The following is a 22,996-nucleotide window of genomic DNA, read 5'->3' on the forward strand; positions in this document are numbered from 1 at the left end:
TGACCAGGCCTGGTCGCACCAACCGTGCAACGGCACAGCACTCTTGCCGAAACAAAGGATCGAGACGCTAGCAGCGCTTCCTGTTGACCAACCTGAGGAACGCTGTGCTGTTCACACATCTTTCCGGGCGGCGCCTGCTGGCGCTGCTCACCGCTTCCGTGGTGCTCGCCTCGTCGCCCGCCCCGGTTTCGGCCGCGCCCACCGACCCGCCGCACTCCTCCGTGGCGTCGATCGTGCCGCCTGCTTCCGAGTCCACGTTCACCGTCACGCTGATCACTGGTGAGAAGGTCACCGCGGTTCGGACGGCCGACGGGGGGTTGAGCCCCGAGGTGCGGGATGCCGCCGGGCGGTTGACCGGATACACCTCGCACCGGAAGGAAGGGGACACCTACGTCTACCCCCATGGGGCACTGCCGTACGTGTCCGCCGGGCTGCTCGACGAGCAGCTGTTCAACATCACCGAGTTGCTGGCGGACGGCTACGACGACGCGCACCGGGACCGGATTCCGCTGATCGTCACCTACGCCGACGGCGCGGCGGCCTCGCGTAGGACCGCGGCGCCCGAGGGTGCCCGCACCGTCCGGGCCCTGGACAGCATCCAGGGCGCCGCGCTGGACGCGGACCGCTCGGGCGCGTTCTGGTCCTCGATCACCGCGGACGGGGGTGCGGCCGCCCGCTCCACGGGCGAGCGGCTCGCGCTCACCGGCGGTATCGCCAAGGTGTGGCTGGACGGCAGGGTCGAGGCCACGCTCGCCGACAGCACCGCGCAGATCGGCGCGCCCGAGGTGTGGGAGTCCGGAAATACCGGCGAGGGTGTCGACGTCGCCGTCCTGGACACCGGCATCGACGCCGACCACCCCGACTTCGCCGGCCAACTGGCCGCCGCCGAGTCCTTCGTACCCGGTGAGACGGTGAACGACGGCTACGGACACGGCACGCATGTCGCTTCCACCATCGCCGGCACCGGAGCCGCCTCGGAGGGCAGGGAGAAGGGTGTCGCCCCGGGCGTGCGGCTGCACGTCGGCAAGGTCCTCGCCGACGACAACTTCGGCCAGGAGTCATGGATCATCAGCGGCATGGAGTGGGCGGTCCGTGACCGGCAGGCCAAGATCGTCAACATGAGCCTCGGCGGGGATCCCACCGACGGCACCGACCCGATGAGCGTGGCCGTCAACGAGCTCAGCGAAGAGACCGGCGCCCTGTTCGTCATCGCGGCTGGAAACAGCGGTCCCGGTTCCTACACGGTCGGCTCTCCGGGCGCCGCCGACGCCGCGCTGACCGTCGGCGCCGTGGACGGCGACGACCACCTCGCCTACTTCTCCAGCCAAGGTCCGCGCCTCGGTGACCGGGCCATCAAGCCCGACCTCACCGCACCCGGCGTCGGTATCCTGGCCGCCCGCTCGCAGTACTCCCAGGGCGAGGGCTGGTACCGGCTCGGTGACGGAACCTCGATGGCCGCCCCGCACGTCGCGGGCGCGGCCGCGCTGCTGGCCGCCCAGCACCCCGACTTCACCGGGCAGCAGCTCAAGGAAGCCCTGGTGAGCACCGCCAAGTCGACCCCTGAGATCAGCCCGTTCCAGGGCGGCAACGGCCGCCTGGACATCGCCGCGACCACGGCCGCGACTCTGTTCGCCACCGTCAACGCCGACTTCGGCTACCCGCAGTGGCCGACTGCGCCCGAAGGCACCGTCGGACGAGAGGTCCGCTTCACCAACATCGCCGACAGCGCGGTCACCCTCGACCTCGCCACCGCGATGGACGGCGGCCCCGCTGACCTGGTCGTCCCGTCGGCCCCGCAGGTCACCGTTCCGGCGCACGGCAGTGCGACGGTGACCCTGACCACGAACTTCGACCGGGTGCCGGCCGACCGTCTGAACTCGGGTTTCCTGACCGCGACCGACGCCGCCGGCAAGGTCCGCGCCCGCACCTCGATCGCCGTCGGCAAGGAGGGGGTACGCCACAAGCTGACCTTGAAGGCCAGGGACCGTAGCGGCCGGCCGATCCGCGGCGACCTGGTCGTGCTGGACAAGGACGGCGCCGCGTTGCCGGCGTCGCAGATCGACGAGACCGGCACCCTGGACCTGCGGCTGCCCTCGGGCACGTACTCGGCGTGGCTGAGCACCGACGTCGAGGGCGTCAACGGGCCACACTCGCGGGGATTCGCGCTGCTCCCGATACCCGAGATCACGCTCGACCAGGACCGCACGGTCGTCTTCGACGCCACCAGAGCCCGCCGGGCCACCGTGACCACTCCGCAGCCCTCCACCCCGGACGGTTCCCGCTTCGAACTGTTCCGCGAACTCGGGGGCAACCCCTGGGTCTCCGCGTGGTACGCGGGCGCCGAGTACGACAGCGTCTGGATCCTGCCCAGCGACCGGAAGGTGACGACGGGTGCCTTCTCCGTCGGCGCCCGCTGGCGCACGACCCAGCCCGCGCTGACGGTCTCGGCCGGCGGCCGCGCCTACGACGACCTGAGAGTGCAGCGCGCCAAGACCCCCCTTCCGCGCGACAAGCTCCACCTCGACACGGTCTTCGCCAACGCTGGCGACAGCGCCGGGTACGCCTCGGTGAACGCCCGGGGCAAGGCCGTCGTCGTACGCCGCAGCGACACCGTGTCACTGGAGGAGCAGGCCGCCGCGGCCGCGTCCGCCGGAGCCCGCCTCCTGCTCGTGGTCAACGACGGCATCGGGCGGCTCAGCCCATGGCCCGCCTCGTGGTGGGATCCGCGTGACCCTCCGCCGGTGACCGTGGCCACCCTCACCCGTGACGAGGGCGAGCGGTTGATCGCCCGCCTCGGGCACGAGCGACGGGTCCGGCTCGACATCACCTCCCAGCCGGAAACCGAGTACATCTACGACCTGGTCCACGACTACGTCGGCGCCGTGCCGACCGACCTCACCCACCGGATCGCCCAGCGCGACCTGGCCCGGGTCGACATGTCCTTCCGCAACTGGCGCCCGGCCCGGGCGCTCGAAACGCGCGCCGACCTGACCCCGTCGGGAGCGTCGAGCACCCTCGACTTCGTCGCGGTCCCGGCGCGAGGCGAGCGCACCGACTGGGTCACCGCCGGGGAGCAGTGGACCACCGAGGTAACCATCCCCGGCGAACAGGGCCAGCGGACGGCCCCCACCGCCTACCGGGCCGGCCCGGCGCACGAGGAACGCTGGTTCGGCCCCGTGCAACGGCCCCGCCTGCTGGACAACCACAGCGTCTTCCGCGAGGACGGCGGCCTCTCCGCCTTCATCCCCGGCTGGGGCGACTCGGGCACCGCCCACCGGGGCGACACCTACGACAACTACGCCGCCGAAAACACCCTGCGCCTCTACCAGGGCGATACGCTCCTCCGGGAAACCGACCGGTACCAGCGCATGCTCTCCGTAGGTCTGGTGAACCCACAGCCGCTGCCGTACCGCCTGGTGTCGGAGAACAAGCGCGACACCTGGGCCGGACCATATTCCACCGCCACCCTGACCGAATGGGGCTTCACCTCCGGCGCGGTCAGCCCGGGCGGGGTGTGGAACCCGTCGCTGATCCAGCTCGACTACGCCGTGGACACCGACATCGACGGGAAGACGAGACGCAACGCCCACCTCACCGTCACCGCACTGCATCTGCCGATGGCGGCCGAGGCTGCCCCCATCCGCACGGTGACCCTCGATCTGTCCTACGACGACGGCGTCACCTGGCACGACGCCAAGCTCCGCCGCAGCGGCGACGGCTGGCGCACCCGCCTGGACGCACCACGCAGCGCCGGGTTCGTCACCCTACGCGCCACCGCCCGCGACGCCCGGGGCAACAGCGTGGACCAGCGCATCACCCGGGCCTTCGGCCTGCGGTGATGGTCGGGGTGGGGCCCTCTCGTCGAAAGGAGCCCCACCCCGATTCAGTGATCCGGTGCAGCAACAGCGCGCCCGGTTCGCTGACCCAGCCGGTCTGCTCGTCGCCGCTCATCGTCAGCGTGCTCTGCCGCCAGGTGATGGTTGCGACAGTGAGCCTTCAGCAGTTGGTGTAGCCCATGCCCTTCTTCGTCCAGACGCACTTGTCGATCTGCTTACCGCTGGCGTTGCGCAGGTAGGCGGTGTCGCCGGTGTTGTTCCAGATGTAGTTGCCCGACCCCCAGTAGCGGGTGGCGGCGGTGTTCTTGCCCGTGCCGGTGCGGATGATGACGCTCTTGCCCTTGGCGAGCTTGAAGTCCCCGGTGAACTTGTAGACGTGGTTGGCCTTGTCGCGCAGCGTCCAGTTCTTCAGGTTGATCGTCGTGGCACGCCGGTTGGTCAGCTTCACGTACTCCGCCTTGAGGCTGGAGTTCGAGCGGTTGTCCACACCCGGTGAGTCGTAGTAGACCTTCGTGATCTCGATGGCCGGGGTGGCGGCGTGCGCCGGAGCGGCGACGGCGAACGAACCCCCCACCGCCACAGCGAGCGCGGCCACGAGCCCAGTAAGTCTTCTCGTCATGTGTTGTCCCCACTGACAGCGCCGGACATCCGGCGCGGATCCGTCACGCCAACGCGTGACCGGAGCGAGGTTAACGGCGCGTTGTGGCTACTTGAATACGCGTGCACGCCGGTGTCGCCAATTACGGCCACGCAGCCGCCCAACGGCATCTGGCCGGGCCAGGCCCGGCGACCGGTCCGGACGCCCTGTTCACCTCCGGTACGGGTCCGACTGGCCAAAGGGCGACCGAGAGTTACGCCTTCGATGACCGCTGTAGACCGCATGGCCCGTGCTGGTGACGGCGCTGGCCGAGGCCGCCTCCATCAGATCCACGACCGAACGGAAGGCCAACTACAACCGGAATTTGGTCGGGCTGAACCTCACTACCGGCAGCGGACACACGACGGGCACCTGGCGCAGGCGTTCGCCATGGGCCTCATCTTCCCCGGAGTGTCGGCCCTCGCCCTGGCGTTCACGCTGCCGAGCATGCGCAGTTCGACGTCTGGCCGCGCCCGTCGGAATCGCCGTCGACGCCAGCCTGCCGCGGTCGATGAGCGCATCGCGACAGCTGCCGCCTGCGACGCGCGGTGAACCCGGTGGGTCAGAAGCCGCAGGTCATCCCGGCGGTGTGGCTGACCTGCACGGTGTGCGTGACACATCCGGCTTCGGTGATCGTGTGCAGCAGCAGCGCGGTCGGCTCGTCGACCCAGCCGATCTGCTCGTCGCCGCTCATCGTCAGCGTGCTCTGCCGCCAGGTGCTCGGTGCGACGGTGAGCACCGTGCCGGCGAAGGACGCGGTCACCGACCGGTGCACGTGACCGGCGGCGACGCGTACCACATGGGGGTGTCGGAGCAGCACCTCGGCGAGCCCGTCACCGTCGGCGAGCCGGACCTCGTCGGCGGCCGGGATGCCCACCGCCACGGGCGGGTGGTGCAGGCAGACCACGGCCGGCACCTCGGCACGCGCCGCCAGCACCCCGTCGAGCCAGCCGAGCTGCTCGTCACCGAGCCGCCCGCCGCTGGAACCGGGGACCAGCGAGTCGAGCACCACCACGGTCGCGTCGGGGTGGTCGACCTGGTAGTACGCGGAGAAGCCGCCACCCAGCCAGGGTGTGCCGCCGAAGGCGTCGAGCAGCGACTCCCGGTCGTCGTGGTTGCCCGTCACCAGGTGCACCGGCAGCGGGAACCGGCCGATCACCTCGCGCAGCACCGCGTACTCGTCGGGGCGACCATGGTCCGCCAGGTCGCCGGTGATGACCACGCAGTCCGGCCGGGGTGCCAGCGCCAGCACCCGGCCGAGCGCACGGTGCAGGCCGGCGGCTGGCTCGGCGCCGAGCACGCCGGTGGTCAGGTGCGGATCGCTGAGGTGGGCGATGAGCATCGGGCCTCCACTCGACCGGAAACACCAACGCTATCGTCGCGGCCCGCTCCGCGTGGCCCCACAGGCCGCGTCCACAGCCTGTGGATAGCACATGTGTACGACTTCAGGTTGCTCACAGGTCGGCGTGAGTACGCTTGATCAGCGGCCCGGCGCCACCGGGAACGGATCCGAACCTGGAACGACGTGCGAGTGAATCACCAGAAGGTCATTCGTGATGTGACGGTCCGGCTGCCCATGGCGTCGACCGTCACGGAGGTCTGCGAGGCGGCCGTCAGCGCCCTCGCCCGCTACACCCCTGCCACCATCGCCATCCTGCTGCACGTCCACGGCCGGCTCCGCTGCGTCGCCGCCACCGGATCCTGGCAGGTCTTCGCCACCGTGGCACCGGACGCCGGAATCGTCGGCCGGGTCTACACCGGCGGCCAGCCGGCCATCGTCCCGGACGTCGACGCCGATGCCGACCACATCCCGGTACGCCCCGACGTCACCGCCGAGCTGTGCGTACCGGTGCTGGATCCGGCCGGCCGGCCCATCGGGGTACTCGACCTGCAGTGGACCGGCCCGGCCGACCTGGCGTCCTGGCAGGTGGTCGCCGAGCGTGTCGCCGCCCGCCTGGGCGCCCGGATCGTGGCGCTCGGCGGGCCGGCGGAGAGCCGCAGCGAGAAGTTGCTCCGGCATGCCTCCGCGATGACCGCCGCCACCACCGAATGGGACCTGATGGCGGCCGCGATCGCAGCGGCCCGGGACGTGTCCACCCTCGCTGCGGCCGTCCTGCTGCTCGGGGGTCGCGGCGGCCCCCGACTCGGCGCACCGACGGTCGCCCCCGACGGGCTGGAGACGCGGATACGTGCCGAGCTGGGCGAGGTGGGCCGCTCGGCGCTGCGGCGCATCATCGACCGGGCCCATCGCTACGGCGCCGGTTACACCCTCGGCGAATCCGGCCACCCGCCCACCGCCGAGCACGAGCCGCTGGTCCGGGCCGGGGTGGGCACGCTGGTGGCGGTGCCGTTCGGGCCGCCCGAGCGGGGCGGCGTGCTGCTGGTCGCCGACGAGCGGTTGCTGCGACCGGATCCGACCACGGTCAACCTGATGGAGTTGCTGGCCGGTCAGGCGTGGGGCTGCCTGGACCGGCTACGCACCCTGGACCGACTTCGGGTGCAGGCCAGCTCCGACCCGCTGACCGGGCTGCGGCACACCGGCCCGTTCGGGCAGCGGATCGCCTCCGCGACCCCTGGCCGTACCGCCCTGCTGGCGATCGACGTGGACGGTTTCAAGACCGTCAACGACACCTACGGCCATCAGGCGGGCGACCGGGTGCTGGTCGACCTCGCCCGGGCGTTGGAGGGTGCGCTTCGCCAGGGCGACGAGCTGTACCGGATCGGCGGGGACGAGTTCGTCGCGGTGATCGAGGTGGGCCTCCCCGACGAGGCCGTACGGGTCGCCGAACGGCTCACCGAGGCGGCCCGCCGGATCGGCCGGACGATCAGCGTCGGCGTGGCCCTGCCCCACCCGGGCGAGTCCCCCGAGCTGACGCTACGCCGCGCCGACCAGGCTCTCTACGCCGTCAAGCGCCGAGGCCGCGACGGCGTCCACCTCTCCGCCGCCTAGGTGAGGTCCTTGGCCAGGAGTTCGGCGATCTGGGCGGTGTTCAGGGCGGCACCCTTGCGGAGGTTGTCGCCGGTGACGAAGAAGTCCAGGGCGCGGGGGTCGTCGAGGGCGCGCCGGATCCGGCCGACCCAGGAGGGGTCGGTCCCGACCACGTCGATCGGCATCGGGAACTCGCCGGCCGCCGGGTCGTCGACCACGATCACCCCGGGCGCGTTGCGCAGCACCCCCCGGGCCCCATCGGCATCGATCTCGGTGGCGAAGACGGCGTGTACCGCGACCGAGTGGCCGGTCACCACGGGCACCCGTACGCAGGTGGCGGAGACCTTGAGGTCGGGCATCCCGAGGATCTTGCGCGACTCGTTGCGCACCTTCATCTCCTCGGACGACCAGCCGTAGTCGGCCAACGAGCCCGCCCAGGGCACCACGTTGAGCGCCAGCGGGGCGGGGAACGGGCCGAGTTCGTCACCGACGGCCTGACGCACATCGCCGGTACGCGAGCCGAGCAGCCGATCACCGGCCACCTTGGTCAACTGGTCGTGCAGGACGTCCGCGCCCACCTGGCCCGCGCCGGAGACCGCCTGGTAGGAAGCGAGCACCAGCTCACGCAGGCCGTACTCGCGGTGCAGCGGGGCGACCGCGACGATCATCGCGAGGGTGGTGCAGTTGGCGTTGGCCACGATGCCCCGGGGCCGGTTGCCCAACTGCTCGGGATTGATCTCCGGCACCACCAGCGGGACGTCCCGGTCCATCCGGAAGGCACCGGAGTTGTCCACCACCACGGCACCTCGGCTCACCGCGATCGGCGCCCAGTGCGCGGAGACCTCGTCCGGCACGTCGAACATCGCCACGTCGACGCCGTCCAGCGCCTGCTCGGTCAGGGTCTGGACGGTCAACTCCTCGCCCCGGCAGCGGACCTTGCGCCCGGCCGACCGCTCGGAGGCCAGCAGGCGGATCTCGCCCCAGACATTGCGACGCCCGGTGAGCAGCTCACACATCACCGTGCCGACGGCCCCCGTCGCCCCGACCACGGCCAGGGTGGGCAGCCCGGCCACCCGCGCTACCGCCCCGTCCCCGCGTACACCACGGCTTCGGTGTCGCCGCCGAGGTCGAACGCCTGGTGGATGGCGCGGACCGCCGCGTCGAGGTCGGTGTCCCGGCAGACCACCGAGACCCGGATCTCCGAGGTGGAGATCATCTCGATGTTCACCCCGGCCTGGCCGAGCGCGGCGAAGAAGCCGGCAGCCACCCCGGGGTGGGACCGCATCCCGGCACCGATCAGGGAGACCTTGCCGACGTGGTCGTCGTAGAGCAGGCCCTTGAAGTTGACCGCCTCCTGGATCTTGCTCAGCGCGGCCATGGCGGTGGGCCCGTCGGTCTTCGGCAGCGTGAAGGAGATGTCGGTGCGGCCGGTGCCCTCGGTGGAGACGTTCTGCACGATCATGTCGATGTTGATCTCGGCGCCCGCGACGGTGTCGAAGATGCTCGCGGCGGCGCCCGGCTCGTCGGGCACCCCGACGATGGTGATCTTGGCCTCGCTGCGGTCGTGGGCAACCCCGGTGATCAGTGCCTGCTCCACGGGAAGCTCCTCTATCGATCCGGTGACCATGGTGCCGGTGTTGGTCGAGTATGACGAACGGACGTGGATCGGCAGCCCCGCCCGGCGGGCGTACTCCACGCTACGCAGGTGCAGCACCTTCGCACCGCAGGCGGCCAGCTCCAGCATTTCCTCGTAGGTGATCTGCTTGATGTGTCGGGCGTTCGGGACGATCCGCGGATCGGCGGTGAAGACCCCGTCCACGTCGGTGTAGATCTCGCAGACGTCCGCACGCAGCGCCGCGGCCAGCGCCACCGCGGTGGTGTCCGAGCCGCCCCGGCCCAGCGTGGTGACGTCCTTGGTGTCCTGCGAGACGCCCTGGAAACCGGCGACGATGACCACGGCGCCCTCGTCCAGCGCACCCTTGAGCCGCCCCGGGGTGACGTCGATGATCCGCGCCCTGCCGTGCACCGAGGTGGTGATCACGCCCGCCTGCGAACCGGTGAACGAGCGGGCTTCGTACCCCAGGTTGTGGATCGCCATCGCCAGCAGCGCCATGGAGATCCGCTCGCCGGCGGTGAGCAGCATGTCCAGCTCGCGCCCCGGGGGCAACGGACTGACCTGGTTGGCCAGGTCGAGCAGCTCGTCGGTGGTGTCGCCCATCGCGGAGACCACCACCACCACGTCGTCGCCAGCCTTGCGGGCGGCGACGATGCGCTCGGCCACCCGCTTGATCCGCTCGGCGTTGGCGACGGAGGATCCGCCGTACTTCTGCACCACGAGTGCCACGACGGCGCACTCCCTCCCGGTTGCCCTGAGCGTGCCGACGCCGCCGGCACCGGGCTTGGCGTGCCGGCGCGCCGGCAATGGGTTTGGCGTGCCGGCGCCGCCGGCACCGTGGCCGGCGGCGCGGGTCGGACGACCTCAGGGTATCGGGCCGCTCTGACCGCCGGGTCAGGTGATCCCACGATCCGGCCTCGGGCCGCGACGAGGGTGGTGTGCGACACGCCGGCGATGCCGCCCCTTCCGGGGGTGTCCGAAAGCCGGTCCAACACCCAGAATGGCCGGGTGCGCCCCGTCCACCATCCGGCCCGCCTGCTGACCGCGCCGTTCGCGCTCCTCGTCCTGTTCACCGGCTGCTCGTCCGAGCCGCCCGCCACCCCCGCGCCGCCGCCGAGCGCCGCGCCGCGGCCCGCCGGGCTGGATGCGGCCCGCGACGAGCTGGCCGCCCTCGCTGCCGCCGCCCAGGATCGACATCTGGTCGCCCGGTACACCCTGCGGGTGGACGGCATCGCCGACCGGCTGATCGTCTTCACCAGCGCGAATGACGACAGCTGGCGGGTGGACGTACCGGCGGGCGCGCTCGGTGGCACGGCCGACATCTCGCTCGCGGCAACACCCGACGGACTGTTCCAGTGCGGGCTGCCGTCGGCGACCAGGCCGGAGCCGGCCAGTTGCGTACGCCTCGGCGAGCGCGACGACACGCTGCCGCGGCGGCTCGACCCGCGGGTGCAGCATCCGTTCACCGACTGGCTGAAGGTGCTGACCGACCGACGCGCCCCGCTGTCGGTCTCGCCGGCCATGGCGCCGCCCGGAGCGACCGGCAGCTGCTACTCGGTGGAGACCACGGTCGCCTCGATCAACTCGCCGCTGGACGCGGGCATCTACTGCTTCGACGCCGACGGCACCCCGACGGCGGTACGGGCGGCGTTCGGCACGCTGACGCTGGCCGCGCCGCCTGAGCCGGCACCGACCACCGTGGCGCTCGCCGGACCGGTGGTGGAGGCCGAGCCGCTGGGCATGGCGGCACCACCTGTCGAACCGTCCTCGCCGATCAGCACCGAACCCGGCAGCACCGAGCCCGGCGGCACTGTGCCAGGCGGCACCGGGCCGGACGCGGCAACGCCCTGACGATAAGTCCGTTACGGGTGTTTTACCCCACACTTCACCACCCCCGGCAAGGCTTTTAAAACGCCCATACGGGACGCTCTTCGCATGACCGACCTCACTCCGCTGCTCGCGTTCCGCTGGAGCCCCCGGTCCTTCGATCCGGTTGCGGAGCTGACCCACGCCGAGACGGCGACGCTGCTGGAAGCCGCCCGATGGGCGCCCTCCGTCGGCAACCGACAGCCCTGGCGATTCGCGGTGGGGCACCGTGAGGACGAGACCTTCAAGCGGATCCTGGTCAATCTGCCGCCGGCCGACCAGCGGTGGGCCGGGCGCGCCAGCGTTCTGCTGCTCGCCGCGTACCGGCACGCCGGCAACCCGTTCGCGACGTACGACCTGGGCCAGGCGGTGGCCCACCTGACCGTCCAGGCCACCGCGCTGGGGTTGCACGTCCGTCAGGTGACCGACCTCGATCGCGCCGGCCTGGTCGCCGATCTCGACCTGCCCCGCGACGTGCGACCGTGTGTGGTGGTGACGGTCGGCCAACTGGGCGATCCGTTCAGCCTCCCGGCCGACCTGCTGGCCGATGAGACCTCGCTACGGCACCGCCGACCACTGGCCGAACTGGTGATGAGCTGGGCAGACTCCGCGGTCTGAGCCCTCTCGCGCGAGCCTCGTCCCAAAGTCCGGACCGACCTTCCCAGACGCCGTCCCATCACGTAGTGTCACTCTGTCATGTGGCAGGCGCACCTTCTCCTTGGTCGCCGCGACGAGGCCTGACGGCCGGCACCTCGTCGCGGAGTCGAACCGCGCCGCCAGCACTGTCTCGGATCTTTTGTTCGGCACCGCTGCCGACTTTCGCTGCTGACCCACATGACCACAGGAGAACTCCGCCATGGCTCACCCAGCCGGCACCACCGACGTTGACTCCGATCCCATCGCCCGACAGCGTCCCAGCCGGATGCCGTACCAGCGGTACCAGCCGTACCAGCAGCAGTTCCCGATCGCCCTGCCCGACCGCAGCTGGCCCACCCGGCAGGTCGAGGTCGCGCCGCGCTGGTGTGCGGTCGACCTGCGCGACGGCAACCAGGCGCTGATCGACCCGATGTCGCCGGAGCGCAAGCGACGGATGTTCCAGCTCCTGGTGCAGATGGGCTACAAGGAGATCGAGGTCGGCTTCCCGTCGGCCAGCCAGACCGACTACGACTTCGTCCGGCAGCTGATCGAGCAGGACCTGATCCCCGACGACGTCACGATCCAGGTGCTGACCCAGTGTCGGGAACACCTGATCGACCGGACCTTCGCCTCGCTGCGTGGCGCCCGCCGGGCGATCGTGCACTTCTACAACTCCACCTCCACGTTGCAGCGCCGGGTAGTGTTCGGGCTGGACCGCGACGGCATCACCGACATCGCCACCACCGGCGCCCGGCTGTGCCAGAAGTACGCCGAGATCCACACCCCGGACACCGAGATCCACTACGAGTACTCGCCCGAGTCGTACACCGGCACCGAGCTGGAGTACGCGCTGGACGTCTGCGCCAAGGTCATCGAGGTGGTCGACCCGACCCCGGACCGCAAGCTGATCGTCAACCTGCCGGCCACCGTCGAGATGGCCATGCCGAACGTGTACGCCGACTCGATCGAGTGGATGCACCGGCACCTGCCCCGGCGCGACAGCCTGGTGCTCAGCCTGCACCCGCACAACGACCGGGGCACCGGGGTCGCCGCCGCCGAGCTGGGCCTGCTGGCCGGGGCCGACCGGATCGAGGGCTGCCTGTTCGGCAACGGCGAGCGCACCGGCAACGTCGACCTGGTGACGCTGGGGTTGAACCTCTTCTCCCAGGGCATCGACCCGATGATCGACTTCTCCGACATCGACGAGATCAAGCGGGCCGTCGAGTACTGCAACCAGCTGCCCGTACCCGAGCGCCACCCGTACGCCGGCGACCTCGTCTACACCGCCTTCTCCGGATCCCACCAGGACGCCATCAACAAGGGCTTCGCCGCGCTGGAGGCCGACGCCGCGGCGGCCGGCGCGCCGGTCGACCAGTTCACCTGGGCGGTGCCCTACCTGCCGATCGACCCGAAGGACCTGGGCCGCAGCTACGAGGCGGTGATCCGGGTCAACTCGCAGTCCGGCAAGGGCGGCGTCGCGTACATCATGAAGACCGAGCACCAGCTCGACCTGCCACGCCGGCTCCAGATCGAGTTCTCGGGCGTGGTGCAGGAGGTCACCGACCACGACGGCGGCGAGGTCTCACCGGCCACCATGTGGCAGATCTTCGCCGGGCAGTACCTGCTCGACCACCAGACCGACCCGGCGGTGACCCTGACCGAGTACGCCATCGGCACCGCCGACGGCAAGGTCGAGATCACCGCCCAGGTCGGCGTCGCCGGGCAGCCGCGTTCGGTCACCGCGATCGGCAACGGCCCGATCGACGCGTACGTCAACGGGCTCGGCTCGGCCGGCGTGAGCGTACGCGTGCTCGACTACCACGAGCACGCGCTCTCCTCGGGCGGGGACGCGCAGGCCGCCGCGTACGTCGAGTGCGAGGTCGATGGGCGGACGGTCTGGGGCGTCGGCATGGACGCCAACATCGTCACCGCCTCCATCAAGGCGGTCACCAGCGCCGTCAACCGCGCCCGCCGCTGAGGTGCAAGGAAGGGCCCCTTGTTAACACCGGCCGAGCCGTGGGCGTTAACAAGGGGCCCTTCCTATACAGAATCCGTTAACAAGGGCCCCCTCCTTACATCCGGTTATTTCGGGGTGGAGACCGGCATCGAGTGGCAGGGCTGGGCGGGCGGCGGTCGTCGGGCCGGACGACGTACCAGCAGGACGGCGATGGCCGCGCCGGCCAGCAGCAGCCCGGCGCACCAGAGCAGCGCGCCACGATATGCGGCGGTGAGTTCGGCGGGTTGCTCGTAGCCGGCACCGGAGAGACCGACCAGCAGCGGCAGGGCCGCCACCGCCAACAGGCCGCCGACCCGGGAGGCGGCGTTGTTGAAGCCGCTCGCCACCCCCGCGAAGCGGTCCTCGACGGCGGCCAGCACCGAGGCCGTCAGCGGCGCCACCACCAGGGTCAGCCCGGCCCCGAACAGCGCCACACCGGGCAGCACCTGACCCCAGTACGAGGCACCCGGTGAGACCTCGCGCAGCATCAACAGGCCGCCGGCGGCCAGTACCGGGCCGACCGTCAACGGCAGCCGTGGCCCGATCCTCGTGGACAGCGCCCCGGCACCGGGCGAGCCGATCAGCAGCAGCAGCGTCATCGGCAGCAGCGCCAGGCCGGTGAGCAGCGCCGACCAGTCGAGCACGTTCTGCAGGTAGACGGCGATGAAGAAGGTGAACCCGCCGAGCGCGGCGTAGACCAGCACGGTGAAGACGTTCAGCACCGAGAACAGCCGGCTGCCGAACAGGCCGGTGGGCAGCATGGCGGCCTCACCGCGCCGCCGCTCGACGAACACGAAGGCCACCGCGGCGAGCACCGCGACCAGTGCCGCCGCCAGTACGGCCGGCGAGTGCAGGCCGCGCCCGGGCGCGTCGACCAGGGCGTACGTAACACCGGCCAGACCGAGCGCGCCGAGCAGCGCCCCCGCCACGTCGAACCGGCGCGCCCCCCGGGTCCGAGAGACGCTCTCGTCCCGGCTCTCCGGCACCCAGCGAAGGGTTGCCAGCACCACGAGCACGGCCAACGGCACGTTCAGGAAGAAGATCCACCGCCAAGAGAGCGCGTCGATCAGCCAGCCGCCGATGAACGGGCCGAGCGCGGTGGAGACGCCGGACAGGCCCGACCACGCCCCGATCGTCTTCGCCCGGTCGTCCGGGTGGAAGCTGGCCTGGAGCAGGGACAGCGAGCCCGGGGTCAGCAGCGCGCCGCCCGCGCCCTGCAGGAACCGCGCGGCCACCAGCCAGTCGGTCCGCAGGGCCAGCCCGCAGAGTACGGAGGCGATGGTGAACCAGACGACGCCGAGCAGGAAGATCCGTCGCCGCCCGAAGCGGTCGCCCAACGCCCCTCCGAGCAGCACGAACGCCGCGAGGGTGAGCAGGTAGCCGTTGACCGTCCACTGTAGGCCGGCGACGGAGGCGTCGAGTTCGGCGCCGAGTCGGGGCAGCGCCACGTTGACCACGGTGCTGTCCAGGAAGACCATCCCGGAGGCGAGCACGGCGGCGACGAGGGTGCCCCGGCCGGCGCTGCTTCGCAGCCGGAGGGCGTGCGCGGGTTCAGGCATGGGTACCAATCTGCCGTGCGTCATCTGTCAGACACCACGAAACGCCGAAACCTCGCCCGGGTACTGTGCGGGATCGCCGGAAGACCGCAAGCTGGAGAGGTGTCGTCTGTGCGTACCAGATCAGGATCCCGCGCCCTGGGGGCGCTCGCGCTCGCCGCGGCGCTGACCTTCGGCGCGGCCGGTTGCGTCCCGCTCGACGAGCAGGAGGCGCCGCCGAGCGGTGACGGCGGTACCGCCACCCAGATGCTCGACCAGCTCACCGTCGCCGAAGCCAGCTCGATGCGGGGCTACAGTCGCAGCCATTTCCCGCACTGGCGCAAGACCGGCCAGAACTGCGATGTCCGGGACACCGTGCTGGAGCGCGACGGCAAGGACATCCGGCATTCCGGCTGCAACGTGGTGGGCGGCCGGTGGGAGAGCGTCTACGACGGGCGCTCCTTCACCGACCCGTCCAGCGTGGACATCGATCACATGGTCCCGCTGGCCAACGCCTGGCGTTCCGGTGCCGACGACTGGGACGACACGAAACGCGGCAATTTCGCCAACGACCTCGACCGACCGCAGCTCTTCGCGGTTTCCGCGTCCTCAAACCGGGCAAAGGGTGACCAGGATCCGTCCCAGTGGAAGCCACCAAGCCAGTCGTACTGGTGCCAGTACGCCGGTGACTGGGTGGCGGTGAAGCACCACTGGCGGTTGACGGTGACCAGCGCCGAGAAGGCCGCGCTGACCGACATGTTGGAGGGCTGCACATGGGAGAGCAAGCCGTAACCGGCGCCGACGGTGCCCCGGCGCCCGGCTCCGGTGGGCAGGACGCCGCAGCCACCGGCAGTCCGCCGCCAGCCGGCCCGGCCACGGCCGGGATGACCGCCGACGGCACCGCCGCCCACGAGGTGCAGGTGCCGGGTGCCGGAATGGCCGCTGACGCCGGTGGCGCCACCGGCCCACAGAGCCGGACCACGGACATCGTGCCGGGGCCCGGCGGGGTGATGACCGACGAGGTCGGCGTGGTCACCGGCGAGTTGACCCTGCGCACCGACTTCGCCGACGGGCAGGTCACCCTGCACGTGCAGTACAAGGACGCCGACGAGTGGTACGTGGTCACCGGCGGCAAGGCGTCGCTGGGTGACGCCGCCGGGCTGGACGCGGTGCACAGCATCGCCGTCGGCCTGCTGAACCGTCCCGAGGGCTGAACCCGGCGCCCTGCCTACACGAAGGAGCCGGGTTCGCTGGGGGCCGAGACGACGCCGGGCTCCTCGCCCTCGCCCGCCGGGCGGATGATCTCCGCGCTCACCTTGTGCGGGCGAAGCTCGCCGCTGGCGATCTGCTCGGCCCAGTGGCAGGCGACCCGACTGGCGCCGATCTCCCGCAGCACCGGCCGCTCGTCGGCGCAGCGGGTCGGCTGCGCCCACGGGCACCGGGTGTGGAAGCGACAACCCGCCGGGGGGTTCGCCGGCGAGGGCAGGTCACCGGCGAGCAGGATCCGCTCCCGGCGGTCCTCCACGTCCGGATCCGGCACCGGCACCGCCGACATCAACGCCCGGGTGTACGGGTGCAGCGGCTCGGTGTAGAGCCGGTCGCTCGGTGCCTCCTCGACCAGCGCACCCAGGTACATCACGCCGACCGTGTCGGAGATGTGGCGGACCACCGCCAGGTCGTGCGCGATCACCAGATAGGTCAGACCGAGGTTGTCCTGCAACTCGTCGAGCAGGTTGACCACCTGGGCCTGGATCGACACGTCCAGCGCGGAGACCGGCTCGTCGGCGACGATCAGCTCCGGCCCGAGCACCAGCGCGCGGGCGATGCCGATGCGCTGGCGCTGGCCGCCGGAGAACTCGTGCGGGTAGCGGGAGAGCGCCCAGCGCGGCAGCCCGACCTTGTCCAACGTCTCGGCGATGATCTTCCGCCGGCCGTCCCGGTCACCGCCGATGCCGTGCGTCTGCAGGCCCTCGGTGAGGATCGACTCGACGTTCTGCCGTGGGTCGAGGCTGGACATCGGATCTTGGAAGATCATCTGCATTCGCCGGCGCATCGTGCGCAACTTGCCGGAGGCCAGCTTGGTCAACTCGACCCCGTCGAAACTGACCTCCCCGGCGGTGGGCGGAGTGAGCTGGAGCAACGCCCGCCCGAGGGTGGACTTGCCGCAGCCGGACTCGCCGACCAACCCGTACGTCTGGCCGCGCCGGATGCTCAGGTCGACGCCGTCGACCGCCTTGACGTGGCCGACCGTCCGGTCGAACAGCACCCCCCGCTTGATCGGGAAGTGCACTTTCAGGTCCCGGACCTCGACGAGGATGTCGCTGTCGGTCATGACTTCTCCTCCTCGCGCGGCGCCGGCACCGGGCCACCGGCCGGCGTGCCCGCATCCAGGGCCTCGGCACCGATGACCGGCGCCGGCCCGTCGCCGTCGGCGGTATCCGCCGACTCGGCCGCCGCAATCGACGACGCCGCCGCGGTCGGCGACGCCGCTGCGGTGGTGGGCACGATGCCGGGCAGCGGGGCCGGGTTGATGCAACGGTAGCTACGGCCGTCGTGGGTGAGCACCAGATCCGGCGGTTCGCCGACGCAGGCGTCCACCCGGCGGGTGCAGCGTGGGGCGAAGGCACAGCCCTCCGGCCACGGCAGCAGGTCCCGTACCGAGCCGGGGATCGGGTTGAGCCGCTCTCCGCGCCCGGCGTCCAGGCGCGGCACCGAGGCGAGCAACCCCACGGTGTACGGGTGCCGTGGCTCGCGGAACAGCGGACGCCGCCGCGCGGTCTCCACCACCCGACCGCCGTAGAGCACGTTGACCGTGTCGCACATGCCGGCCACCACGCCCAGGTCGTGCGTGATCATCACCAGCGCGGTGCCGGAGCCGCGGACCAGGTCCTTCAGCAACTCCAGGATCTGCGCCTGGATGGTGACGTCCAGGGCGGTCGTCGGCTCGTCGGCGATCAGCAACCGGGGCTGGCAGGCCACCGCCATGGCGATCAGGGCGCGCTGGCGCATCCCACCGGAGAGCTGGTGGGGGTACTCCTTCAGCCGCCGCTTCGGGTCGGGGATGCCCACCCGGTCCAGCAACTCGGCGGCCTCCTTCGCCGCCGCGTCCCCCTTCATGCCACGGTGCCGGGTCAGCACCTCGGTCACCTGGAGGCCGATCGGTACGACCGGATTCAGCGACGACAGCGGGTCCTGGAAGATCATCGCGATGTCCCGGCCCCGGATGTCCCGCCGCGACCGGTCGTCGAGCTGGAGCAGGTCGGTGCCGTCGAACATCGCCTTGCCGCCGACCCGCAGGCCGGGCTGCTTGGGCAGCAGCCCCATGATCGCCAGCGAGGTGACCGATTTGCCGCAACCGGACTCGCCGACCAGGCCGACCACGTCCCCGGCGTCCACGGAGAAGGAAACCCCGTCGACGGCCCGCACGGTCCGCTGACCGCGTCGCGCGAAGGTGACGGAGAGGTCGTCCACTTCGAGTAGTGCCATGGAGAGAACCTACTTCCGCAGCTTCGGGTCGAGCGCCTCACGCATCGCCTCACCGAGCAGCGTGAAGCCCAGTGCGGTGATGATGATGGCGACCGCCGGGTAGATGGCCAGCGCGGGCCGGATGCCGATCCACTGCTGCGCGTCGGCCAGCATCACGCCCCACTCGGGCGTGGCCGAGTCGGGGTTGCCCAGGCCCAGGAAGGACAGCGCGGCGGCCTCGATGATCGCGGTGGCCAGCGTGAGGGTGGCCTGGACGATGACCGGGGCGAGCGAGTTGGGCAGCACATGGGCCAGCGCGATCTTCGACTTGCGTACGCCGAGCGAGGTGGCCGCCAGCACGTAGTCGCTGTTGGACTGGACGATCATCGAGCCGCGCAGCAACCGGGCGAAGACAGGCACCGAGACCATGCCGACCGCGATCATCACGGTGGTCAGGCTCGGCCCGAGCAGCGCGGCGATGCTCACCGCCAGCAGCAGGCTGGGCAGCGCCAGCAGCATGTCGATGAAGCGCATCAGGGTGGTGTCGATCCAGCGGCCCCAGCGACCGCCGAGGCCGGCGGCGGCGCCGGCGACGCCACCGATCAGCGCGCCGATGGCGAGACCGATCATGGTGGCGACCACGCCGACCAGCAGGGTCTGTCGGGCTCCGACGACCATCCGACTGAAGACGTCCCGGCCCTGGTGGTCGTAGCCGAGCCAGTGCTCGGCCGAGTGACCCGGGATCAGGCCCTGACCCACCCGGACCACGCCCTCGCGGATGCCGATGGTGTCCGTCGGGCCGTACGGCACGAAGAACGGACCGACGACCGCGACCAGTACGAAGATGGCCAGGATGACCGCGCCGACGATGGCCGCCGGATTGCGTCGCAGCCGGCGGAAGGCGTCCTGCCAGAGGCTGACCCCTCGCTCCTCCTCACGGGCGGCGAGTTCGGCGAGCCGGTCGATCTTCTCGCGCTTCTTCCCGCTGATGATCGTCATCGGACCCTCACCCTCGGGTCGATCAGGCTGTACGAGAGGTCCACGATCAGGTTCACCAGCACGTAGACCACCGCAATGATCATGATGAAGCCCATCAGGACCGGATAGTCGCGCTGGCTGATGGAGTCGGCGAGGAAGGCACCGATCCCGCTGAACGCGAAGACGGTCTCGGTGAGCACCGCGCCGGAGAGCAGGCCGCCGGTGAGCAGGCCGATCGAGGTGGCCACCGGCAGCATGGCGTTGCGCAGCACGTGCCGGCGACGGACGACGTTCTCGGTCAGGCCCTTTGCCTCGGCGGTGCGTACGAAGTCCTCGTTGAGCACCTCGAGCACGCTGGCCCGGGTGATCCGGACGATGATCGCCAGCGGAATGCTGGCCAACGCCATCCCCGGCAGCACAAGGTGCCAGAGCGCATCGGCGGCGGCGTCCCACTCCCGGGTCATCAGCCCGTCGAGGACGAAGAAGTTGGTGATCCGGGTGGCGCCGAGGGTCGGGTCCTGTCGGCCGCTGGAGGGGAACCAGCCGAGGTTCTCCGAGAAGATCGCCTTGAGGATGTACGCCAGGAAGAAGACCGGGATGCAGATGCCGATCAGCGACCCGCCGACGGAGGCGTGGTCGAGGAACTGACCGCGCCGGCGGGCGGCCAGATAGCCCAGCGGGATGCCGATGCCGATCGCGATCACCATCGCGGTGATGGTCAGCTCGACGGTGCCGGGGAAGCGCTGGAGGAACTCCGTGGTGACCTCGCGCTTGGTCGAGATCGACGTGCCCAGGTCGAGGCGGATCATCCGCCGGACGAACCGGCCGTACTGGATCAGGATCGGCTCGTCGAGGCCGAGGTTGCGGCGGATCGCGGCGCGCATCTCGGGCGTGCCCCGCTCGCCCAGGATGGCGGTCTCGGGGCCGCCGGGCAGCCGGCGGAGCCAGATGAACAGCAGGATGGAGAGCCCGAACAGCGTGGGTATCAGCTGCAGCAGGCGTCTGACGATGAACCGGAACACGGCCGCCTCGTAAGGGTGCTTTGCCGATCGCGGGCGGGCGCTGTGGTACAGCGCCCGCCCGCGGTCTGTGCGTCAGATCAGGACTTGAACTCGGCGGTGGCGAACCGCTCGTCGGTGAGCGGGCTCGCCGTGACCCCGGTCACGTCCTTGCCGAACACGATCGCCGGCGGCGAGTGCGAGATCGGCACACCGGGCAGGAAGTTCATGATGTCGGCGTTGAGCTCCTTGTAGAGCGCCACCCGGGCCGCCGGGTCGGCGGTCGAGTCAGCCTGCTTGAACTTCTCGAACAGGGCCGGGTTGTTGTAGCCCCACTCGTCCTTCTGCCGGTCGAAGAAGGTACCGATGAAGTTGTAGCCGTCGCCGTAGTCGCCGGTCCACCCGAGGAAGTGCAGGTCGTGCTTGTCGCCGGAGGTGGTGGCGTTGAGGTAGTCCGGGCTCCACTTCAGCGGGATCGGCTCGATCTTGATGCCGGCCGCCTGGAGGTCCGCCGAGACCAGCTCGAAGAGGTCCTTCGGGTTGGGCATGTACGGCCGGGTGACCTCGGTGGGGTAGTGGAACCGCAGGGTCAGGTCCGACGCACCGGCCTCGGCCAGCAGCGCCTTGGCCTTCTCGACGTCGTACTCGTACTTGGTGACGTCGCCGTTCCAGCCCTCGACGGTGTCGGGGAAGAAGTTCACCGCGACCTGGGCGCCCGGGGGCAGCTTCGAGTCGACCAGAGCCTGACGGTTGACCGCGTGGGCCAGCGCCTGCCGGACCTTCAGGTCGGCCAGCTTCGGGTTCCCCTTCTGGTTGATCGCCAGGTAGAGGATGTTGAAAGCCGGGCGGGTCAGGACGTTGAAGCCCTCGCCCTTGAGCGGCTCGACGTCGGCCGGGCCGACCAGATCGTAGCCCTGGATGCCGCCGGAACGCAGCTCCTGCTTACGGGCGTTCTCGTCCGAGATGGTCTTGAAGATCAGGCTCTTCAGCTTGGCCTTCTCGCCCCAGTAGTCCTCGTTCCGCTCCAGGGTGAGCGTCTTGTTCGGGACGTCCCAGGCCTTGAACTTGAACGGACCGGTACCGGTCGGGTGCTCGGTCGCGTACGCCGGGTACTTGATGTCGTCCGCACTGCCCGAGACGTTGCTGGCGTCGTGCGCCTGCAGCGCCGTGGGGCTGTGGATGGAGAAGGAGGGCAGCATCAGGGCCGCCGGGATCTTGCTGGAGACCCGGGTGAAGGCCAGGCTGACCGTGGTGGGGTCAGTGGCGGTGCAGGACTTGAAGAGGCTCTCGCCGAGGGTGTCGTCCTCGTTGGCGGCGAAGCCGCCCATCACGTCCTGCCAGTACGCGGTCACGTCCGGGCTCTGCATCAGGCCCTTGGCGTTGTACCAGCGGTCGAAGTTGACGCAGACGGCCTCGGCGTTGAAGTCGGTGCCGTCGTGGAACTTCACGCCGGACCGCAGCTTGAACGTCCAGGTCGTGCCCGCGGCGTCCGGCTCCCAGGACTCGGCGAGGCCGGGGCTGACCTTGGTGCCGCCCTCTTCCGGGCGGACCAGCGTCTCGAACACCTGACGGGCCACGCGCAGCGACTCACCGTCACTGGCGAAGCTGGGGTCGAGCACCTTCGGGTCTCCGGCAACGCCGAAGACGAGGGTGTCCTTGCTATTACCGCTGGAACCTTCGCGGTCGCTCTCGGCACAACCTGCTACCGCGAGGGCCGCGGCCGCCACGGCCGCGATAGCGACCTTCGGCCTGGATGCACGCATGGTGCTTCACCTCGTCCTAGGGGGTACGGACAACGTGGTGACAGGGTCACCGATGGCCGTGACCTTAGCTCCCGTTCGGACCGGCCGGAAACGGCGCGGGAAGCTCTTGGTACCGGATCGTGTCCTTAGTGCCTGGCACCGGCAACCCGGGCCGGCAGGCTAACGGACAAAGTACCGCAATAGCCCCATACAATCGATATCATTCTGTTACATCGATTGGACGGCTCACTAACACCGGTGTCATACCACCGACCGGTACCTCTCACGGCGTAGGCGGTGCCGGGCACGAGGGCAGACGTACCAGATCGAAGCCGGCCTCCGGTGCGCCCAGCGCCCGGAAGTCGAGCCGGTGACACAGCTGCAGCAGGCCGTCCGGCCATGGACCGTAGGCCTCGGTCGACTCGACGACCAGGGACAGTTCCGGCTCCCGGCGGATCTCCCAGATGTCCACCCGCTGCTCGGCGGCCAGGGTGCGCAACCGGTCGTCGGACGTCCTGGCCCCGGCGGCGACCACCGCATCGGCGTAGCTGCCAGCCCGTCGGTCGAGTTCCGCCGCAGCCGCCGTCTCGCCGCGGTCGCTCGCCTCGCGGAACTGGCGCAGCTTTCCCGCGAAACACCACCAAACGGCCAGCACGGCAAGCACCAGCAGGGCAGCCAACACCGCCGGCGCCCAGGGTCGGTTGTCCCGTTCCTGCCGCACCTCGACCTCCCTCGCGCCGCGGGCAACCGGTGGGGCCGGCCG

General features: G+C 70.6%; 18 protein-coding genes. 7 read left to right on the forward strand and 11 right to left on the reverse strand.

Annotation, left to right across the window (positions count from 1 at the left end; all coding sequences use genetic code 11):
* Positions 1-104 precede the first annotated feature (104 nt).
* Entirely contained in the window at positions 105-3,839 is a 3,735-nt protein-coding gene (locus BMY89_RS25810; protein ID WP_232521544.1) for a S8 family serine peptidase, read from the forward strand.
* A 157-nt stretch (positions 3,840-3,996) separates the two neighbouring features.
* Here BMY89_RS25810 and BMY89_RS25815 read toward each other — a convergent pair whose 3' ends face one another.
* Together BMY89_RS25815 and BMY89_RS25820 are read right to left on the reverse strand one after the other, a co-directional pair.
* Positions 3,997-4,455: a lamin tail domain-containing protein gene (locus tag BMY89_RS25815; protein ID WP_232521545.1), complete on the reverse strand. Its 459-nt coding sequence runs from the start codon at positions 4,453-4,455 to the stop codon at positions 3,997-3,999.
* Positions 4,456-5,035: 580 nt separating this feature from the next.
* Positions 5,036-5,815: a phosphodiesterase gene (locus BMY89_RS25820; protein WP_092382670.1), complete on the reverse strand. Its 780-nt coding sequence runs from the start codon at positions 5,813-5,815 to the stop codon at positions 5,036-5,038.
* Between the two features lie 234 nt (positions 5,816-6,049).
* Between BMY89_RS25820 and BMY89_RS25825 the strand changes: the two genes are divergently transcribed.
* Entirely contained in the window at positions 6,050-7,423 is a 1,374-nt protein-coding gene (locus BMY89_RS25825) for a sensor domain-containing diguanylate cyclase (protein WP_372433302.1), read from the forward strand.
* Here BMY89_RS25825 and BMY89_RS25830 read toward each other — a convergent pair.
* Together BMY89_RS25830 and BMY89_RS25835 are read right to left on the reverse strand one after the other, a co-directional pair.
* Positions 7,420-8,475 carry an aspartate-semialdehyde dehydrogenase gene (locus BMY89_RS25830; RefSeq protein WP_092382672.1) on the reverse strand — a complete coding sequence of 352 codons (1,056 nt, stop codon included), beginning with the start codon at positions 8,473-8,475 and terminating at the stop codon, positions 7,420-7,422. The genes BMY89_RS25825 and BMY89_RS25830 overlap by 4 nt on opposite strands.
* Positions 8,476-8,480: 5 nt before the next feature.
* Positions 8,481-9,746: an aspartate kinase gene (locus BMY89_RS25835; protein WP_092382673.1), complete on the reverse strand. Its 1,266-nt coding sequence runs from the start codon at positions 9,744-9,746 to the stop codon at positions 8,481-8,483.
* A 279-nt stretch (positions 9,747-10,025) separates the two neighbouring features.
* Here BMY89_RS25835 and BMY89_RS25840 point away from each other — a divergent pair, with 279 nt between their 5' ends.
* From BMY89_RS25840 to leuA, 3 genes are all read left to right on the forward strand, one after another.
* Positions 10,026-10,868 carry a hypothetical protein gene (locus BMY89_RS25840; RefSeq protein WP_232521546.1) on the forward strand — a complete coding sequence of 281 codons (843 nt, stop codon included), beginning with the start codon at positions 10,026-10,028 and terminating at the stop codon, positions 10,866-10,868.
* Positions 10,869-10,952: 84 nt separating this feature from the next.
* Entirely contained in the window at positions 10,953-11,501 is a 549-nt protein-coding gene (locus BMY89_RS25845) for a nitroreductase family protein (RefSeq protein WP_092382674.1), read from the forward strand.
* 238 nt (positions 11,502-11,739) lie between these two features.
* Positions 11,740-13,497, forward strand: coding sequence for a 2-isopropylmalate synthase (leuA, locus tag BMY89_RS25850; RefSeq protein WP_092382675.1), 1,758 nt, complete (start codon positions 11,740-11,742; stop codon positions 13,495-13,497).
* 104 nt (positions 13,498-13,601) lie between these two features.
* Here leuA and BMY89_RS25855 read toward each other — a convergent pair whose 3' ends face one another.
* Positions 13,602-15,074, reverse strand: coding sequence for an MFS transporter (locus tag BMY89_RS25855; protein WP_092382676.1), 1,473 nt, complete (start codon positions 15,072-15,074; stop codon positions 13,602-13,604).
* A 108-nt stretch (positions 15,075-15,182) separates the two neighbouring features.
* Between BMY89_RS25855 and BMY89_RS25860 the strand changes: the two genes are divergently transcribed.
* Positions 15,183-15,842, forward strand: coding sequence for an HNH endonuclease family protein (locus tag BMY89_RS25860; RefSeq protein ID WP_092382677.1), 660 nt, complete (start codon positions 15,183-15,185; stop codon positions 15,840-15,842).
* Positions 15,824-16,264: a hypothetical protein gene (locus tag BMY89_RS25865; RefSeq protein ID WP_092382678.1), complete on the forward strand. Its 441-nt coding sequence runs from the start codon at positions 15,824-15,826 to the stop codon at positions 16,262-16,264. The genes BMY89_RS25860 and BMY89_RS25865 overlap by 19 nt, the downstream gene beginning before the upstream one ends.
* A 14-nt stretch (positions 16,265-16,278) precedes the next feature.
* Here BMY89_RS25865 and BMY89_RS25870 read toward each other — a convergent pair whose 3' ends face one another.
* The 6 genes from BMY89_RS25870 to BMY89_RS25895 form a co-directional block, all read right to left on the reverse strand.
* Entirely contained in the window at positions 16,279-17,382 is a 1,104-nt protein-coding gene (locus BMY89_RS25870) for an ABC transporter ATP-binding protein (RefSeq protein WP_092382679.1), read from the reverse strand.
* On the reverse strand, positions 17,379-18,536 hold the full coding sequence (locus BMY89_RS25875; RefSeq protein ID WP_232521547.1) for an ABC transporter ATP-binding protein: 1,158 nt from the start codon (positions 18,534-18,536) through the stop codon (positions 17,379-17,381). The genes BMY89_RS25870 and BMY89_RS25875 overlap by 4 nt, the downstream gene beginning before the upstream one ends.
* 9 nt (positions 18,537-18,545) lie before the next feature.
* Positions 18,546-19,514, reverse strand: a complete 969-nt coding sequence (locus BMY89_RS25880) for an ABC transporter permease (protein WP_092382680.1) — start codon at positions 19,512-19,514, stop codon at positions 18,546-18,548.
* Entirely contained in the window at positions 19,511-20,515 is a 1,005-nt protein-coding gene (locus BMY89_RS25885; protein WP_092382681.1) for an ABC transporter permease, read from the reverse strand. Before BMY89_RS25885 ends, BMY89_RS25880 begins: the two co-directional genes overlap by 4 nt.
* 77 nt (positions 20,516-20,592) lie before the next feature.
* The gene (locus BMY89_RS25890) at positions 20,593-22,254 is read right to left on the reverse strand and encodes an ABC transporter substrate-binding protein (RefSeq protein ID WP_092382682.1); all 1,662 of its coding nucleotides are present in this window, start codon (positions 22,252-22,254) and stop codon (positions 20,593-20,595) included.
* Between the two features lie 262 nt (positions 22,255-22,516).
* Entirely contained in the window at positions 22,517-22,954 is a 438-nt protein-coding gene (locus tag BMY89_RS25895) for a hypothetical protein (protein ID WP_092382683.1), read from the reverse strand.
* Between the last annotated feature and the right edge of the window lie 42 nt (positions 22,955-22,996).

This window comes from Micromonospora phaseoli, assembly GCF_900109115.1.
Classification (GTDB): Bacteria; Actinomycetota; Actinomycetes; order Mycobacteriales; family Micromonosporaceae; genus Micromonospora; species Micromonospora phaseoli.